Annotated in this window: 17 protein-coding genes and 1 pseudogene; 9 read left to right on the forward strand and 9 right to left on the reverse strand. The window is 64.5% G+C overall.

Features of this window, described 5'->3' with window-relative positions; translation table 11 throughout:
- Window positions 1-84 precede the first annotated feature (84 nt).
- Both OHA42_RS02370 and OHA42_RS02375 read left to right on the forward strand, forming a co-directional pair.
- The gene (locus OHA42_RS02370) at window positions 85-972 is read left to right on the forward strand and encodes an amidohydrolase family protein (RefSeq protein ID WP_406234169.1); all 888 of its coding nucleotides are present in this window, start codon (window positions 85-87) and stop codon (window positions 970-972) included.
- A 169-nt stretch (window positions 973-1,141) separates the two neighbouring features.
- A complete protein-coding gene (locus OHA42_RS02375; RefSeq protein WP_406234171.1) occupies window positions 1,142-1,747 on the forward strand; it encodes an SMI1/KNR4 family protein in 606 nt (201 codons plus the stop codon).
- 92 nt (window positions 1,748-1,839) lie between these two features.
- Here the strand turns inward: OHA42_RS02375 and OHA42_RS02380 are convergent, their stop codons facing one another.
- Window positions 1,840-2,205: a DUF6188 family protein gene (locus OHA42_RS02380; RefSeq protein WP_406234173.1), complete on the reverse strand. Its 366-nt coding sequence runs from the start codon at window positions 2,203-2,205 to the stop codon at window positions 1,840-1,842.
- A gap of 524 nt (window positions 2,206-2,729) precedes the next feature.
- On the opposite strand from OHA42_RS02380, the gene OHA42_RS02385 reads away from it, so the two are divergent.
- Window positions 2,730-3,752, forward strand: a complete 1,023-nt coding sequence (locus OHA42_RS02385) for a YncE family protein (protein WP_406234175.1) — start codon at window positions 2,730-2,732, stop codon at window positions 3,750-3,752.
- Between the two features lie 271 nt (window positions 3,753-4,023).
- On the forward strand, window positions 4,024-4,194 hold the full coding sequence (locus OHA42_RS02390) for a hypothetical protein (RefSeq protein ID WP_406234177.1): 171 nt from the start codon (window positions 4,024-4,026) through the stop codon (window positions 4,192-4,194).
- Between the two features lie 556 nt (window positions 4,195-4,750).
- Here OHA42_RS02390 and OHA42_RS02395 read toward each other — a convergent pair.
- Window positions 4,751-5,083 (reverse strand): hypothetical protein, encoded by a 333-nt coding sequence (locus tag OHA42_RS02395; protein ID WP_406234179.1) that lies wholly within the window; start codon window positions 5,081-5,083, stop codon window positions 4,751-4,753.
- A gap of 257 nt (window positions 5,084-5,340) precedes the next feature.
- Here OHA42_RS02395 and OHA42_RS02400 point away from each other — a divergent pair, with 257 nt between their 5' ends.
- Complete coding sequence (locus tag OHA42_RS02400; RefSeq protein WP_406234181.1) at window positions 5,341-6,534, forward strand: helix-turn-helix domain-containing protein; 1,194 nt, start codon at window positions 5,341-5,343, stop codon at window positions 6,532-6,534.
- Window positions 6,535-6,723: 189 nt separating this feature from the next.
- On the opposite strand, the gene OHA42_RS02405 is transcribed toward OHA42_RS02400, so the two are convergent.
- On the reverse strand, window positions 6,724-7,221 hold the full coding sequence (locus OHA42_RS02405) for a DUF456 domain-containing protein (protein WP_406234183.1): 498 nt from the start codon (window positions 7,219-7,221) through the stop codon (window positions 6,724-6,726).
- A gap of 379 nt (window positions 7,222-7,600) precedes the next feature.
- Here OHA42_RS02405 and OHA42_RS02410 point away from each other — a divergent pair.
- Window positions 7,601-8,018 (forward strand): annotated as a pseudogene (locus OHA42_RS02410) (transposase); the annotation flags it as partial.
- Between the two features lie 40 nt (window positions 8,019-8,058).
- Here OHA42_RS02410 and OHA42_RS02415 read toward each other — a convergent pair.
- Together OHA42_RS02415 and OHA42_RS02420 are read right to left on the reverse strand one after the other, a co-directional pair.
- A complete protein-coding gene (locus tag OHA42_RS02415) occupies window positions 8,059-8,622 on the reverse strand; it encodes a hypothetical protein (protein ID WP_406234185.1) in 564 nt (187 codons plus the stop codon).
- Window positions 8,623-8,833: 211 nt separating this feature from the next.
- Entirely contained in the window at window positions 8,834-9,007 is a 174-nt protein-coding gene (locus OHA42_RS02420) for a hypothetical protein (protein WP_406234187.1), read from the reverse strand.
- Window positions 9,008-9,105: 98 nt separating this feature from the next.
- On the opposite strand from OHA42_RS02420, the gene OHA42_RS02425 reads away from it, so the two are divergent.
- Both OHA42_RS02425 and OHA42_RS02430 read left to right on the forward strand, forming a co-directional pair.
- The gene (locus OHA42_RS02425; protein ID WP_406234189.1) at window positions 9,106-10,047 is read left to right on the forward strand and encodes a hypothetical protein; all 942 of its coding nucleotides are present in this window, start codon (window positions 9,106-9,108) and stop codon (window positions 10,045-10,047) included.
- Window positions 10,048-10,400: 353 nt separating this feature from the next.
- Window positions 10,401-11,501 (forward strand): CaiB/BaiF CoA transferase family protein, encoded by a 1,101-nt coding sequence (locus OHA42_RS02430; RefSeq protein WP_406234191.1) that lies wholly within the window; start codon window positions 10,401-10,403, stop codon window positions 11,499-11,501.
- A 399-nt stretch (window positions 11,502-11,900) separates the two neighbouring features.
- Here OHA42_RS02430 and OHA42_RS02435 read toward each other — a convergent pair whose 3' ends face one another.
- Window positions 11,901-12,605, reverse strand: coding sequence for an NUDIX hydrolase (locus OHA42_RS02435; protein ID WP_406234193.1), 705 nt, complete (start codon window positions 12,603-12,605; stop codon window positions 11,901-11,903).
- Between the two features lie 361 nt (window positions 12,606-12,966).
- Complete coding sequence (locus OHA42_RS02440) at window positions 12,967-13,785, reverse strand: SDR family NAD(P)-dependent oxidoreductase (RefSeq protein WP_406234195.1); 819 nt, start codon at window positions 13,783-13,785, stop codon at window positions 12,967-12,969.
- Window positions 13,786-13,917: 132 nt separating this feature from the next.
- Here OHA42_RS02440 and OHA42_RS02445 point away from each other — a divergent pair, with 132 nt between their 5' ends.
- Window positions 13,918-14,502, forward strand: coding sequence for a TetR/AcrR family transcriptional regulator (locus OHA42_RS02445; protein WP_406234197.1), 585 nt, complete (start codon window positions 13,918-13,920; stop codon window positions 14,500-14,502).
- Here the strand turns inward: OHA42_RS02445 and OHA42_RS02450 are convergent.
- Together OHA42_RS02450 and gyrB are read right to left on the reverse strand one after the other, a co-directional pair.
- Entirely contained in the window at window positions 14,477-14,773 is a 297-nt protein-coding gene (locus tag OHA42_RS02450; RefSeq protein ID WP_406234199.1) for a hypothetical protein, read from the reverse strand. The genes OHA42_RS02445 and OHA42_RS02450 overlap by 26 nt on opposite strands.
- A gap of 294 nt (window positions 14,774-15,067) precedes the next feature.
- Window positions 15,068-17,095, reverse strand: coding sequence for a DNA topoisomerase (ATP-hydrolyzing) subunit B (gyrB, locus tag OHA42_RS02455; protein WP_406234201.1), 2,028 nt, complete (start codon window positions 17,093-17,095; stop codon window positions 15,068-15,070).
- Window positions 17,096-17,282 lie beyond the last annotated feature (187 nt).

Raw genomic sequence — 17,282 nt, forward strand, 5'->3', positions numbered from 1 at the left:
CGCACCGGATCCGTCCGTGCGGGGAGCGGAAGTACTGTCACGTCTGCGGCAGCGAAAACTCCGACACTGAGGCATTCTGTACAAGTGTTCGATGCCCATGTCCATATCTTCGACCCGCGGTTCCCGCTGGCCGAGAACGAGGGTTACCTGCCCGACCCGTTCACCATCGCCGACTATCGAAAGCGCATGTCGCGCTTCGATATCGGCGGTGGTGCCGTGGTCAGCGGCTCTTTCCAAGGCAACGATCAGACCTATCTCAAGGCGGCACTCGCCGAATTGGGCGAGGGCTGGGTCGGGGTGACCCGCCTCGATCTCGACGCCACCGACGACGAGATCATCGAACTGGACCGGATCGGCGTCCGCGCGCTGCGCTTCAACCTCAAGCGCGCCGCCGCCGACATCACCGGCATGACCCTGCAGGCGCTGCGCGCCCACGAGCTGGTCGGTTGGCATGTCGAGGTCTACATCGACGGCCAGATGCTCGGCTCGCTGCAGCCGGTCATCTCCAAACTTCCCGCCTTGTCCATCGACCATCTCGGCATGTCGGACGAGGGCCTGCCCTACCTCCTCGACCTGGTCGACCGCGGCGCCCGCGTGAAGGCAACAGGTTTCGGCCGCGTCGCCTCGAATGTCGCCAAAACGTTGCGCCGCATCCACGCGGTGAACCCCGAAGCCCTCATGTTCGGCTCCGACCTGCCCGGTACCCGCGCAGGCCGCCCGTTCAAGGACTCGGATGTGGACCTGATCTGCGACGTCGTCGGCACCGACATGGTCAAGGTCCTCGAAGACAACGCCCGCGCCTTCTACCGGCTCCCGGCCCGGGCGCGCGCGATCCCCGCCGATCCCAACCGGACCACCCCTATGTTCCGCGCGGAACAGCCGACGTTGCCGTTGCGCCGCGACGAACTTCCGAAACTCGAAGCGGTGGCGGACACCATCCCGTTCCCGGCGATCGAGAAGCGACGTCGGTAGCCTCGCCGGAGACGGCCGAAACCACGCTGTGATGCTCTCGTGGAGCCCGGTGGTGCACGGTACGTGCCAGCAGCTGGGACGGGAACGCCTGGGCGCAGCTCAGCCGACGCGTTCCGCACTTCCCACCTACGGAAGTTTCGAAATCCATTGCACCCCTATCGTTTCGGCCGTGGCGAAGTTCGAAGAAGTCCTCTCATCCTTCTGGCGGTACCCGACCGACGACGACCATGTGGCGTTGACCGACGCGGCGATCCGAGACGCCGAGCAAAAACTCGGTGTGCGACTTCCCGCCTCGCTGCTGCGCCTGCTCCGGGTACGCAACGGCGGCATCGTCTCCGACCGCTGGGACGCCTTTCCCGTCGAGGGGTCGGGGTGGTCGGAGCATTACGCGTGCTTCGACTACCTCAACGGCATCCGCGACGAGGATGAATTCACACTCCTGGATACGCCGGACATGGTGCAGGAGTGGGAACTTCCCGCACCGGTCGTGCTCCTGCACGGCGACGGGCACTGGTGGGTCGCGCTGGACTATCGCGCCTGCGGCCCGACAGGCGAACCATCGGTCGTGGAAATCGACTCCGATGGGCCGGAAGTCGTCTATCTCGCATCTGATTTCGAGTCGTTCGTCGAGGGGCTGACCTCGTCCGAACAGTTCTCGACAGATGATCAGCTCGCTGTATCGACCGCCGACGCCCTGGCCGCTGAAGTTCACGCTGGAGCTCGAGCTCCGAAAATTGTACTCCCAGACCGACTTCCACGGCGGCCGAATCTCTAGGCGCACTCGGGAACCCGATGTTCTCGTCACGCTGCCGTGTTGGTTATGTGTGGCGGCTGGCAAGTCGTCGGCGTCGTACATCGGGCAGCCGATCAGTCGGCCGTCCAAATTGCCAGCTCACTATTCGGCATGCATACGACCCGATAACCGTTCGGACCTACGAGTGTCCATGCCTCGTATTCCGCATCTGGCGGGACCACGAGCCGATTCCCGGAGTCCAAGTCGATGGTCAGAGTTCCCGAAGAATTCACGACAGCGGAAGTGATCGCGCCGCGAAGGACGGGTTCGAGATCACTCTGCGAACCGTTCGCGAGCGCAACAGACCATCGGTCGCCTCGGCTGGATTCGATCTCCATACCTCCCTCGATCTGGAGTTCGAATCCGCCGCCGGTCGAGACCTCGACCATGTACTCGCTGGCTACGACCGAGACGTGCTGCCCGGTTATCGGCAGTTCCATTACCATCCTTGGGGCTTGGGGAAAGTTCCATCTGGGTTTATCGAAATATGTGTTGTGGTCTTTGGGCCCGGCTTGCCTGCGAGATCGACCGGCTCACGCAGTGCGACAGCGACTGTTCGGGCAGATTCGACCCATTCCGTCCACGTCGACGTGTCCCGAGCGGACGCGCCGACGAATTTCGATCGACAGCAACGCTGAAGCCAGCGATCGCAATTCGCGAAGGTTCGCCGGGTTCATGCCCGGACATCGCTGACCGGTGCGGCTGCTCGAGGAGTGAACGCGCATCGGGGGCAAGCCCCGGAGGGGCGCGGCAGCAACTCCCGGTGTCGTGACATCGAGGGTGCGCCCGCGAACCTGGAGCGAGCGGACACGCTCTCATTGGCGATGAGCTAGCGGGTCAGGCGATTCTTAACCATCACCAAACCTGAAACCCGGCTCGACCTGGGAGCGGGCGGCGCCGAGTGAGATCGTAGACCAGGGGGCTGGTCGGCGACTACGGTTTACATCGGCCATGGAGGTGCAGGATGCGGCTCGCGCGCAGGCTTGCTGCGCTGTTGGGGATCGTTGCCGTGGTGGCGAGCGGGTGCACCCACTCGTCGCAGTCGCCACCGTCGAATGCCGGTGAACTGCCCTGGCGCAGGGTCGGTGAGGTGGTGTTGACCGGTGGTCCGGCGCGGTTCGACTACACCAGTCTCGACCCGGGGCGTGGCCTGCTGTTCATCGCGCACATGGGTGTAGGCGAACTCGTCGAAGTCGATGTGCACAGACACCAGGTGGTCCGCACGATCCCGGATCTGCCTGACGTTCATGGCGTGATCGTGGTCCCCGACAAGCATCGTGTCTTTGCCACGGCCACCGGCCGCAATCAACTGGTCGCCCTCGACGAGGACAGTGGTGCAGTGCTGTTCACCGCACCGACCGGTATCTATCCCGACGGCCTGGTCTACGACCCGGTTCGCAACGCGGTCTGGACGACCAATGAGCATGCCGGCACCGAGACTGTCGTCGACGCTGACACCGGAGATGTCCGCGCCACCGTGGCTTTGGGCGGTGAGGTCGGCAACGTCGTCTATGACCCGGCCGCGGACCGGATGGTGGTGGCTGTGCAGGCTCGCGGGGAACTCGCGCTGATCGATCCGGCGGGACACACGGTCAGCGAGCGGATTCCCACCCCCGGCTGCGCCAGTCCTCACGGTCAAGCCCTGGACGTCGCCGGACAGGTGATGTTCGTCGGCTGCGAGGCCAATGCCGCTATGGTCACCGTCGATCTGGCCCACCGCGCCGTCACCGGCCACTACAAGGTCGGCGACACCCCCGACGTACTGGCCTACGACGCCGGAGCGCACCGGCTGTACGTTGCAGCCGAAAGCGGCTGGGTCAGCCTGTTCGACCGGCGTGACGCGACAACCGTCGCGGTCGGATCAACACATCTGGCCGACGGCGCGCATTCGCTGGCACTCGACCCAGACACCCACCGCAGCTACGTCCCCATACCGAAAGGTCCGGGCGGCGGACCGGTGCTGTGGGAATTCGAACCCACCGGCTGAATCCGAAGCGTCACACCAACCGGTGGAGACAACAACCAAAGGAGCTGCCCAAGCTCACCGACGCCTTGCACGCCAACGGGATCGAACAGACCGCCCTACCCAAGCACCTGCTCGAACAGTCCCCACCGATCTGGTAGACCCACATCCACGCCATGGGCGACCCCGCGCAGCTGGCCAAGAGCCTCGAGGCAGCCCTCGACGCCACCGCCATCGGCCCGGCCGAAAGGGCGCCCCCTGAGAGCGAATGGATTTCGCGTCGTGTCGCAGCCCCTTGCGTTGGAATGAATTCCCCTACGCCACTATCGCGCCGATAACCCAGACCCCCGTCGCCAGCAGCGCCCCGAACAACTCGATCAACATCGAAAGGCCGACACCCGGGGCCGATCTCGATGACATGCGGGTCGGAGTCGGGTACGCGAGCAAGGGCGCGGTGGACGAGTAGACCTTTCTCGTGGCCGTCGTCGTTCGCGGCCACATCGATATACATGGCATGCGATTTCTCTTGGTGGGCAATGGTATTCGCTGTACCAATCATGGCGCACCGTTGGGTTCCGGTCGGAGAGTGCGGCCGGTCGACGCGAGGGCGACCAGGGCTCGAGGTTGAGGCGTTTTCAGGGCGATCGGGTAGTTCGGCAGCGTCATCGGTCGCGTCTCCGAGCGTGCGTCCGCCGACGAACCTCATCGCGGCTCCCGTGAGGTATCCGGCTTCATCCGGCCGGCGTCGATCAGGGCTTGCCGGGCCGCAGACTTTCGCGGGCATTCGTCTCCGCGACACCCGCCATGCCGTTGCATCGTCATGTGCGCTTCATCCACACTCAGCGGGCGCTCAGGCGCATCATGCGGCCACCCGGAAGGCCAGAAGCCCGCCTGCGCTGGCCGTTCTTGCATGGCCTGAATTCGTCGATTCTCGGCTCTCCACTCGGCCTGAACGCGGTCCACGATCTCCTGCACTGATGTGCTGCCCGAAAGGTCTTCCCGCCGCCAGTGGAACCCCACCGTCATCCCCTACCGCGCTCGAACACGTCAATCCCGACCTCTTGAACCGCAGTGATTAGCCCCGCGTCGATCAGGGATTCGATAACGTCACCTATGTCCTCGCCACGGGCAGCAAGCATTTGAGCCCACGTGAACTCCCCACCCGTTCGCCCGTCCGGAAACACTGGGCTCCATGTGCCGTCGTTGTTGCATGCCCACTGGGTCGGTACGTCGGCGTTGTCCTCGATCGCCTCCGAAAGTTCCACAAGCGCGTCACGCAGCCGAATCAGATCCTCTGTCTTCATCTCGTAGGTCTCGAGCCGTGCACGAGCGTGTTTCAGTTCATCCCAGGTCATCGACTGGCCTCCATGGTCTTGTTCACCCCTTGGGCACATACCGGCCGCCGGGGACCACCGCGACGGACTCACTTCGCCCGATGGGTGCCCTTGTCGAGAGAGGGATCGCGGGCGAGGCTTCAACCCAGCGGCCGGGTGCGCTGGAACCAGCCTCACAAGCCCTGGCGAAGGTCACAATGAGAGTCCCGACCAGCTATGTTGCAAACTACTAATTTTGAGGACTCACAGGTGTGAATGGCGCCGCGTACCGTGTCTTTATGGGCGCACAGCTAGGGGATCGCCTGCGCAATATTCGCAAGCGGCGCGGGCTTACACAGCGGGAGCTTGCGGACCGATCCGGCGTATCGGTGCAACTGATTCAACTGCTCGAACAAGGCGGGCAGGAGACGACCCGTACCGAGACCGCACGCAAGTTGGCGACCGCGCTACGTGTCGAGACCTCGGCCTTAATCGTCAAGCCCGACAGCGCCGCCCCAGAGACCACCGATGTGGAGCTGTGGGCCGAAGTGCGACAGGCGTTGGCCGGTATCTATCCCGCCGACGAGTTCACCGAACCGCCGACCGTCGCGGGTGTCAACGCCACGTTCGCGGAAGCGAAGCCACTGTTCCGCGGCGGGCAATTCATCGACCTTGCGCCGACACTTGTACCGATGCTTCGCGACGCCGATTACCTTGTGTCTGTATCAGATTCGGGCAACACTGACGCCCGTCGGCTGCGGTCTCGCATACGACAAATGGTGGCGTGGCAGATGTGCCTTACATGGCAGTTCGATGCAGCCGACCACGCTATCGCCCTAGCCCTCGATGATGCACCGGACATTCGGACGGCCGCGCCACTCGCCGACGCCGACTGCTGGCGCTGGATTCGGCAGGGAGATCTTGCAAAGGCGCGGGAAGTGGCAACCCGATGGGCCGACGACCTGGAGCCACGCCGGATATCCAAGGCGTCCCGCGAAGACCTCGCATCGTGGGGGCTTATGTTGCAACGGGTTTCGACAGCCGCAATTCGCGATAACCGGCCTGGTGAAGCCGAGGACGCGCTAGCGTTTGCCCGCGTGGCCGGCATGGCTATACGCCATGGTGAGCATGACTCGAAAGATGGCCTGTTGCACGCGTTCGGACCGGTGACTGTTCAGATGCTTGCCGCCGAGAACGCGATGGTTATCGACAAGCCGGAAGCAACGCTGGCGATCGGTACGAAATTGACGGGGGTGAAATATCCGTTGCCGTGGCCATGGCAAAGACACCGGCTCGATGTTGCCGCCGCGCACGCTGCCATGCGACAGTATCCCGAAGCGTTAGCAGTGCTTCAGCAGATTCGGCAAGAACTGCCCGAATGGCTTGTGAAGCAACGGTTTGCACGTGACATCCTTGTGGGGATAATCGAGAAGCGGCGAACGCTGACGCCGGAGATCAGGGAGTTGGCCGATTTCGTGAACGTTCCGTACTGATCCTCCCCGAACGCAGGAAAGTGGCGCCATCGCGGGCCATATGGGCTTTTCCGCGCAAAGGCTACTCCGGTGAAATCTGCAATGCAGACGCCCACTACCTTCGAAGACAAGTGCCTTTCGCAGCCTTCGAGAAGGGTGCCCCATGTATTCGCGTCGAGTCGCAGCCTTCTGGCGGTCGGATGAATTCGGCTATGCCACTATCGCGCCGATGACCCAGACTCCCGTCGCCAGCAGCGCCCCGAACAACTCGATCAGCATCGAAAGGCCGACACCCTTGAGCGCGTGAACTGTGGTCTGCCAAGCCTGTTGGTTTTCGCGCAGGCGCTGAAGTTCCGAAAGGTAAACGCCGAGAACGAAACCCACGAACAGGCCGATCACCGGGATCACGAAGAAGCCGACGATGCCCAGGACCGCCCCGACGAACAGCGCCCGGTTGGAGACACCCGCGTCCTTCATCTTTCGGCCGGGCCAGGTGTATTTGATGATGCCGGACAGCACGAGGAACGCGGTGCTGACGGCGAAAACGGTCCACGCGGTAGCGCCGCCCTCGACGAACGCCCAGACCGCGATCGCACCGAAGATCAGGATGACGCCGGGGAGTATCGGGACGATTATCCCCAACAGCCCCACCAGAATTACCAGGCCGACAAGTACTAAAAACCACCACTGATGGGCGTAGGTTTCCACAGGTGAAGCCTAAAGCCCCATCCAACGGCGGGCGACTCAGAGGCGTCGGCGACTGCCGGTCCCCGGAAAGTCGAGCAGCAACGCGGGGCCTCGACACGCCAGTCGCAGTTCGTGACCTGTGGTTGCGAACAATCGAGCCGGACTGCCGTCGCTCCGTCTTCAGGTAGCCGCGCGGTGGCTCGTCCACGACCCGCCGACAGCGGAGCGCGTGGCCTTGAAGCCCCGTTCGAGGTCCAACACATCGATCAATGTCGGATCCTCATCGATGGCATGGCTGAGGTGCCCGATCCGGCCCTCGTCGCGGGCAGCGGTGGGCCCGATGAGCTGCCACAGTCCGTCGTCATCGTCATTGGAGACCAGTAGGACGGGCTCCTGCCGCTACGGCATCCCCCTGGGCCGGGTACCGGCCCGGCGCGAACCGCCACGACTCGCCACTCCTAGCGCCCACCGTGGACCAGTTGAACGATCTCGGTCCGCTACCTGGCGAGGTCACCGTGCACCCGGACTCCGGCTACGACTCCGGCAAGACCCGCGACGAACTGTCCACCCGCGGCCTACACGCACAGATCGCCCACAAAGGCGAGAAAGCACCCATCCAAGCCAGCCAGCGCTGGCATATCGAGCGCACGAACGCCTGGCACAACGCGTTCAACCGCCTCCAACGCTGCTACGAGCGCCGCAAGGTCGTCATCGACGCATTCCTCGACCTCGCCGACGCGATCATCACGGTCCGTGCACTGATCCGCCGAGCCTGGCCCCTCTACCGCTGGGACACCCGACCCCGGAAACGCCCATGAAGGTCACCAATCCATGCGACCTCTTACCCTGAATCCGTGGCTACATGGCGATGTGGCCGGGGGGAGTCGCGTCCTGCCCGAGTTCCACTTGACGTGTCTCGAGGTCGGGATGGCGAAGAAGCTTGTGTACCAGTCCGGTAGGCCCGCCGACACAGATCCAGTCGTCGTCGAACAGCCGCGACACCAGCCAGCAGCGGTCGGACGGAAAAATTAGGTCGGGCAGGCTACGACGTTGACGCCAAGTCAGCTTGCGCCAGGTGAGCGCCTGCTCCGGCCCCGCCTCGACCAACACATAGTGCCAGCCGGCGTACAAGGTCACCCGGGGAGCTTCGGGGAAGACGATGTCGTCGGCGCCGTTATCGAGGTATCCCAACCACCAACGCTGGTTCGCTGACTCAACGCGCAGGACCGACACCAGCGCTCGGTCCAGCGCTTCCCAGGCCGCGTCGTCGTCTTCCGGCACGACGATCGTGGCGTACCTGTCGAAGACCGGCGGGATCGCGGAGGCGATGGTCAGGCCGACCGACGTATTGTCGGCGATCCATGCGGTCTCCGCGTCAGTTCCGATTCGCCAGGAACCGCTGTCCGAGGTGGTGAGATCCACCCACCAATCATCACCAGCTCCACGCAGAAGCGCCAACGAATTTGAGTGGATCGGTCAGGCGGGCGCAGGCTCGATGAAGCGGCCTGGTTGGGAGTGCCTGCACCGCATCCCGGTTCGACTCCGAGCCCAATTTGCGCGACCTCTTAGTCTTCGCTCACCTCGTGGGCACTTCAGGCAATCTATTAGCTATCTTCACCCCGCCGTCGGCGGCCTAAGCCCCTAGTGGTGGTGGCGTCGTTATGTGGCGCACCATCCCCGCGAAGTCGCGGATGAAGGCGGCCCGTTCGTCGGTGTCGAGGGCGGCCAGCAGGCAGGTGGTCTCCCGAGCCGTTTTATCGGCGAACTCGGGGTCCTTGCCCGCGTTGCAGGTCTCGATTCCTGACATTCAGCTAAAGATCAGCTACTAGTATCGCCATGGATGCCACGCCAGGAGGCCACGGCGCAGTAGAGCGGTCGAACATCACAGTGAAAGGGAAAGATCCTATGCAGCGATCCACTCTCTACCGCGCGCTCGCGGTCACCGTGAGCGCCGTCGTCGCAGCCACCGGCGCGCATCTCATTGCCGGATACGGCACTGCGTCGTCACAGCCGTGGCCCGGTAGCGGTAGCGCCGAGCAGTTCATCCTTGCCGCAGACAAGTCGGGGCACCGATGGGCGTCCGCCGCGTCCGCCACCGTAACGCCCGGGGTGCAGACCAACACCCAGGGTGCGAGACAGTGCACCGCGAACTACACCTTCGTCGACGATGCCGGCAACGTGTACCTCGGACAGGCCGCACACTGCGCGGGTACGGGTATCGGCGACCTGGCAGACCCCGACGGCTGCACCGCCGACAGTCTCCCTCTCGGCACCGCGGTCACCTTCAACCGTGGCGGCCTACTGATGTTCCCGGGTGAGGTCGTCGGCACCGGTCATCTTGTCTATAGCAGCTGGCTGACGATGCAGCGGGACGGCGAGCAGGACCGTAATACCTGCGCCTACAACGATTTCGCGTTGGTGAAGATCGCCCCCGAGGACCTCGGCAAGGTCAACCCGAGCGTGCCGTACTGGGGTGGTCCCGTCGGCATCAACACCACCGGAACCGGCACCGGTGACCGCGTTTACGGCTACGGCAACTCCGGCCTGCGGTTCGGAATCGCCGAACTGTCCCCTCGGACCGGCCAGAGCAAGGCCGACGGGCTTGTTACCGCCGGTTGGACCCACGCGCTGACCGTGCCCATGCCGGGGATACCCGGCGACAGCGGCGGCGCCTTCCTGGACCGCAACGGCTATGCCCTCGGCACGCTGTCGACTCTGAACATCGGTTTGCCGATCGTCAACAACATCGGTGACATAAGCCGCGAACTTACTTACGCCCGAGCACATTCCGGCATCTCGGGACTCTCGCTGGTCCTCGGCACCGAACCATTCAACCCGAACCGCTGAGAGGACCTGTCAGCTACGACGATGTCGAGCGGGAACAGCGCACGCAGAATGCGTCCTGAGCTCGCTGTGGTGACGCCTGACCTCGATCTTTCGGCGGGTCGATGACTTCCTCGGCCAGTGTCAGATCGGTCGATCACAATGCCGACCATGCTCGGGTGACGCCGGAGGCGCACTTCAAGACCACGCTCCACAGGCTCATGGTGGTCAACCGATTCGGCTGGTTCCGAGCACAGAGAGGTTCCGGACGGGCGATCCGACGTTATTGTCATACTGTCAATACACCCCCGGGCCGCTCCCGGGGCGGACGCACCGCGTCGCCGGTGCACTGGATCAACGACGAACCGAGGTAGGGCGTGAGCACACCAACCACCGCCACCAAGCAGGGCCCGCTCGCGGGCATCAAGGTCATCGAGCTGGCCGGTATCGGTCCGGGTCCGCATGCGGCGCTGCTGCTGGCCGATCTCGGCGCAGACGTGGTGCGGGTGCAGCGGCCCAACCTGCTCCCCGGCTTCATGGAACGGCCACAGTGGCGCGGGCGCGCCATTGTCGAGGCGAATCTGAAGGATCCGGCCGATATCGAGAAGGTCCTCGGACTTGTCGAGAAGGCCGATGTGCTGATCGAGGGCTTCCGCCCCGGTGTCACCGAGCGTATGGGCCTCGGGCCGGATGCCGCGCTGGCGCGCAACCCCCGCCTTGTCTATGGCCGGATGACCGGATGGGGACAAGACGGCCCGCTCGCCGACCGCGCGGGCCACGACATCAACTACATCTCGCTGACCGGTGTGCTGAACGCGATCGGCCGCAAGGGTGAGCGTCCGGTGCCGCCGCTGAACATGGTCGGCGACTTCGGCGGCGGCTCGATGTTCCTGGTGTTCGGTATCCTCGCCGCGCTGGTGGAGCGACAGAGCTCCGGCAAGGGCCAGGTGATCGACGCGGCGATGATCGATGGGGCCCTTGCCCTTTCGCACATGATCTGGGGCATGCGCGGCATGGGCCTGTGGTCCGACGAGCGCGGCACCAACCTGCTCGACACCGGCATGGCCTTCTACGACACCTATGAGACCTCCGACGGCAAGTACATGGCCGTCGGCGCGATCGAGCCGCAGTTCTACGCCGAGCTGCTGAAGGGCCTCGAGATCGATCCCGATGGCCTGCCGATGCAGATCGACCCCAATGGTCAGGACCAGTTGAAGAAGCTGTTCACCGAGAAGTTCAAGACCAAAACCCGCGACGAGTGGGCCGAGATCTTCGACGGCACCGATGCCTGCACCACCCCCGTCCTCACCTTCACCGAGGCCGAGCAGAACCCGCACATCGTCGCCCGCACCGGCCTGATCGAGCTCGACGGCGTCGTCCAGCACGCACCCGCTCCGCGCTTCTCCCGCACCCCCAGCGCCACCCCCACACCGCCGCCGACGGAGGCGACCCCGTTCGAATCCGTCTGGGCCGACTAGACATTCACCGCACTACGCGAACGGCACGTTGGATGACCACACGTCATCGAGCGTGCCGTTCGGGTATCGGAGGGCGGCATTCCCGCGCGACCGACGCACCCGCCGTCACGCTTCGCCCGTCACCCGTCACCCGTCACCCGTCACCCGTCACCCGTCACCCGTCACCCGTCACCCGTCACCCGTCACGGAATAGCTTGCCGCACTGTGGTTTTCATACCAGTTCGACCTCCGGACCGATTGCAGCACATCGCTGAGTTGTCGGCGGCCCGTCTCGCTTCCGAGCGGACGAGACTTGCGGAGTGGAGCGGCCGAGCGGACTGTCGCTCGAAACTTTCACCGCCGCAACGTAGTACCGCATCGCGGGTACGCGACCCCGGCTCAGACGCTGGCACTCAGCAGCTACCGGCGTGTCCAGTCGGGCTGAACGAAGTCGGCTATTCGAGCTTCGGACGGGTCCCGACCGAGCAGGACGATCTCGCGGAACTGCCAGAGCATCGCGCCGGTCGGGGCGTGGATCGTCATGTCACTGCTGAGTCGCATCTGCAGCAGGCCTCGGCCTTCGGTGACAGGTGCCGGCGTGTTGTCACCGAGTGCGGATTGCCGCACGGCCTCCCGAGGGTGGACCCATCGCGGTGTGTCGTCGGCGGCCAGTCGAGCGAGATCCACCAGGTGGACGGAATGGATCTCGGCGGGGCTCGGCGTCAGGTCGGTCGTATCGGCGAGGGCCGCCACGAACGGGGTGATCACGAATCCCGATGCGGCAGGGAAATCGTCGAGCCTGCCGAGCAGGTCGGCGGGAGTCGCGGTCAGGCCGAGTTCCTCGTGCAACTCTCGCAATGCGGCCTGCTCGGCGGTTTCGCCGTCGTCCAGTCGGCCGCCGGGCAGCCCCCACTGCCCGGCATTGCGGCCTCGGTAGGCCCGCTTGATGACGATCACCGATGGTCGCCCGTCGGCTTGTTCCACCACGCACAACAACACGGCAGCACGACGGATGCCAGGGGCGTCCGGGACTTCGCTGTGCGGGTACTCGCTCAGTCGTGCGTTTGCGAGCACACGGAAATCATCGACGTTCTCGGGGACCCGCGGTCCCGTGGTGGAGCCCATACCCGTCGATACTGCCCCACCCGTTCCGGTGACGGTTCACCTCCCGCCCCTGCCGCCCATCAGTCCGGTCGACGACGCAGAGCGGCCCAACCGCACGCACGAATTCCGTCGAACGAGACGTGAGGGAGCGGGTTTCTTGGCACATGCCGTCCCCTCGGCGGGCACCCTGCAGGGCATCGTCGGATGTTCGGTTCCGGGCGACCGAGCGCGCCCTTTCCCGGGCTTCCATGCGGCTGGGCGACACGATCGCTTTCGACGACGCCGCACCGCGGCGACTGCGGCAACCACGGGCGACACCTGCCCCTTCGCGAGCGCCCTTGCACTCTGGGGCTGGACGCGGTTCGGCGCGGGCCGGACCACCCTATGCAGCCGTAGCGGCGGCCGGGCTGGCGGCGTCGGCAACTCCACGGGTGACCAGCTTTGCGATTCGCGCCACGAAAGTGCGTGGGCGGCGGGGCATCAGGTGGGCTGAGGCGAAGTTCGCGGCACCGGGGACGACGTAGCCCTTGTTGCGTTCGAGCGCGCGCAAGGCGGAACCCACCACCCCCTCAGCGCTGCCGAAGGGTGCACCGATGGCGGCTTTTCGAGTGCCGACCACGTCGAAGAACTCGGTCTCCGTCGGGCCGGGGCAGACAGCGAGGACCTTGATGCCGCGGTCGCGGTATTCGCTCCACAGCGACAGGCTGAAGTTGAGAACGAAGGCCTTACCCGAGGCGTAGGTGGCGAAGTAGGGCGCGGGTTGGAAGGCGGCGGTCGAGGCGACGTTGACGATTTCGCCGCTACCGCGTTCGAGCATGCCGGGCAGCAGACGGCGGGTGAGGCCGGCCAGCGCTACGACGTTGACCATCAACTGGTCGTGTTCACGATCGGCGGCGAGTTCCTCGAAACGGCCCGCGCTGCCGAAGCCCGCGTTGTTGACGAGGGTGTCGACCGAAAGTCGGCGGGCGGCAAGCTCGTTCGCGATGCGAGCGGCGGCGTCGGGCTCGGCGAGGTCCTGGCCGATAACTTCGACTCGGACGCCGTGGCGGTCGCGCAGTTCGGCGGCAAGGGATTCCAGGCGGTCCAGTGAGCGGGCGACCAGGACAAGATCGTGGCCGCGGGCGGCGAGGGCGGCGGCGAACTCGGCGCCGATGCCGGAGGAGGCGCCGGTGACGAGGGCGGTTTTTCCAGAGCGGGTCATGTCTAACTCCTTCGATCGGATGCAACACAACAGTAGCCATATTTCCACAAACTGCAACATCGGTGTCGCATCTAAATCTGGAAGTGAATACCGCATGTACTATGTCCAGCAGATAGCAGCGAAGAGGAGCCCATGCCGTCCACATCCGCACGCCCGCTGCGCGCCGACGCCGAACGCACCGTGCGCGCCATCCTCGACGCGGCCGAGCGGGTACTGAGCGACAACCCGAACGCGACGCTGGAACAGATCGCGGAAGTCGCGGGCGTCGCGCGGACCACCGTGCACCGCCGCTTCGCCAACCGCGAAGATCTGGTGCGCACCATGGCGATCACCGCATGGCGGCGAATGGACGCGGCGGTCGATGCGGCCCGCCCACAGACCGCACCGCCGCTCGTCGCGCTACACCAGGCGACGACCAATGTCATCCAGATCAAATACGGAGCTGCATACGCCCTCGATCGCATCGACGTGACCGACCCCGAAGTCGCCAGGATCCAGGCAGACGTCTTCGCGAAATGCGATGCGGCGTTTGCCCGGGCGCAAACCGAAGGCGTCATTGCACCCGACGCCGACCTCACCTGGGTGCGCCGCGTCTATCTGGCACTGATCACCGAAACCGTGCACGGCGCAACCGAATTGGACACGACGACAGACCCGGACACCCTCGCGAGCCGCGTCATCGACACCCTCCTCAGCGGCGTCGGACGCGGGCGGTAGTCGACCGAAGCGGCCCGCAGTCCACCCCGCGCGTCAACCCAGCCGTGCCCTGTTCCTCCCCACCACGGGTGACGACGTCCTCCCCGACCCGGTCGGAGTCCCGAGCACACACTCGCGCGGCATCGGCCTGTTGATCGGCACAACACTCGAGGAAGCCAACCTCGGTTTCGGTGCCGAGGAGTTCGCCGCCTTCGACGCGCATGACGCCGTAGCCGAGCTGGCCGCCACCTACCCCGATGCCGAAGTGCTCCTGGAACGACACGGTCTCCACGACCCGGCCGTCACCCCCGCGCAAGCACTCACAGCCGCCTACACGGACCTGATGTTCCGGTCACCGAGCCGCCGCACCGCGCGCCGCCACCCGGGCCCCACCTACGTCTACGAATTCGCATGGCGATCACCACGGCACGGCGCCGCACACGGCCTCGACGTCCCCTTCGTCTTCGACACCTCACAGGCATGCCGCGGCCTCATCGGCGACGCAGCACCCGACGCCCTCACCCACGCGATGCACCAAACTAGTTGCCGGCGACCTCCCGAGAGATTGTCGATGGCGCTCCGCGGATTACACGTCGAGGAAGCGAACGTCCTTGGCATTGCGGGTAATGAAGCTGCGACGCGCCTCGACATCCTCACCCATCAGGATGGAGAACAGCTCATCAGCCGCGGCAGCATCATCCAGAGTGACCTGACGCAGCACCCGCACCGCAGGATCCATCGTGGTCTCCCACAACTCCTTGGCGTTCATCTCGCCGAGCCCCTTGTAGCGCTGCACACCATCGTCTTTGTTGATCTTCTTGCCCGCGGCGAGACCCGCCTCGAGCAACCCGTCGCGCTCCCGGTCGGAGTAAGCGAACTCCGGATCCGACCGCTGCCACTTCAACTTGTACAGCGGCGGCTGCGCCAGATACACGTGACCGTGCTCGACGAGCGGACGCATGAACCGGAACAGCAACGTCAGCAGCAGTGTCGAGATGTGCTGACCGTCGACATCGGCGTCGGCCATCAGCACGATCTTGTGGTAGCGCAGCTTGCCGATATCGAACTCGTCGTGGATACCGGTACCGAACGCGGTGATGATCGACTGGACTTCGTTGTTCTTGAGTACCCGGTCGATACGGGCCTTCTCGACGTTGATGATCTTGCCGCGCAACGGCAGGATCGCCTGATACATCGAATCACGCCCGGACTTGGCCGACCCACCGGCGGAGTCACCCTCCACGATGTAGATCTCGGACTTCTTCGGGTCCTTGGACCGGCAATCTGCCAACTTACCCGGCAGTCCACCCAGATCATTGGCGCTCTTACGCCGCACCAACTCTCGCGCTTTGCGGGCGGCAAGACGCGCATGCGCTGAGGAAACCGCCTTGTTGACAATAATTTTGGCGTCGGCCGGATTGGCTTCGAACCAGTTGGCCAAATGTTCGTTGCAGGTGCGTTGGACGAACGACTTCACCTCGGTGTTGCCGAGCTTGGTCTTGGTCTGGCCCTCGAACTGCGGCTCACCAATTTTCACGCTGACGATCGCGGCCAAGCCCTCGCGAATGTCATCACCGGTCAGATTGCCGTCTTTGTCCTTGAGCAGCTTCTTGTCCTTGGCGTACTTGTTGACCACCGTGGTCAGTGCCGCGCGGAAACCCTCTTCGTGGGTACCGCCCTCATGGGTGTTGATGGCGTTCGCGAAGGTGTGCACCGACTCGGAATAGCCGGAGTTCCACTGCATCGCGACCTCGAGTTCGTGGCCGGTGCCCTTACCGGTGAACCCGACAACCGAATTGTGGATCGCCTGCTTGGTGCGGTTGATATGCCGGACGAAATCCACCAGCCCACCGGGATAGTGGTAGGTCCGAGTCTTGACCTTGTGCTCGACCGGCGCACCCGACGCCGGCGCTTCGGCGGTTCCACTGACCATTTCATCGGTGAGCTGGGCATCGGTGACGCGTTCATCGTTGAGGACGATGGTGACGCCCTTGTTCAGGAACGCCATCTCCTGCAAGCGGCGGGCGATCGTCTCGAAGTCGAAGTCGATGGTCTCGAAAATCGCTGCGTCGGGCCAGAATCGGGTGGTGTTGCCCGTCCGCTCGGTCGGCGCACCGCGGACCAGTTTCTCGGGCTTCGCATAGCGGTAGTTCTGGGTCCAGTGGTGGCCGTCACGGTCGATCTCCAACTCCACCCGGGTCGACAGCGCGTTGACAACGGAGATGCCGACGCCGTGCAGACCGCCGGAGACCGCATAGGTGTCGGAGTCGAACTTGCCGCCCGCGTGCAGTTGGGTCATGACGACCTCGACGGTCGGAATGCCCTTCTCGTGCATCTCCACCGGGATACCGCGGCCGTCATCGGCCACCTCGATGCCACCGTCGGCGAGCACCGTGACATCCACCCGCGTGGCCGCGCCCGCCATCACCTCATCGATCGAATTGTCGACGACCTCCCAGATCAGATGATGTAATCCGCGCTCACCGGTCGAGCCGATGTACATGCTCGGACGCTTGCGAACCGCGTCCAGACCCTCCAGGACCGTAATCGAGGAAGCACCGTAGTCCTGCTTGGTCGCCTTCTTACTCGAGGTGCGCTTCTTATTGGCAGCCACTGCTCGGTAGCTCTCCTTACTTGCTCCCCGACGCAGCGCGACGACACACAGATGGCCCGAGTCGGTGTGGTCGAGAGATACGGGTCCTCGCGCGTGCTGCGCGCAACGCGCCGAAGGGTTCGCCGCTGATTACCTCTCGATACTACCTAACAGAGCCGTACAGCACCTCTTAAAGGCGGCCATCGGC

This window comes from Nocardia sp. NBC_01009 (genome assembly GCF_045208035.1).
GTDB lineage: Bacteria > Actinomycetota > Actinomycetes > Mycobacteriales > Mycobacteriaceae > Nocardia.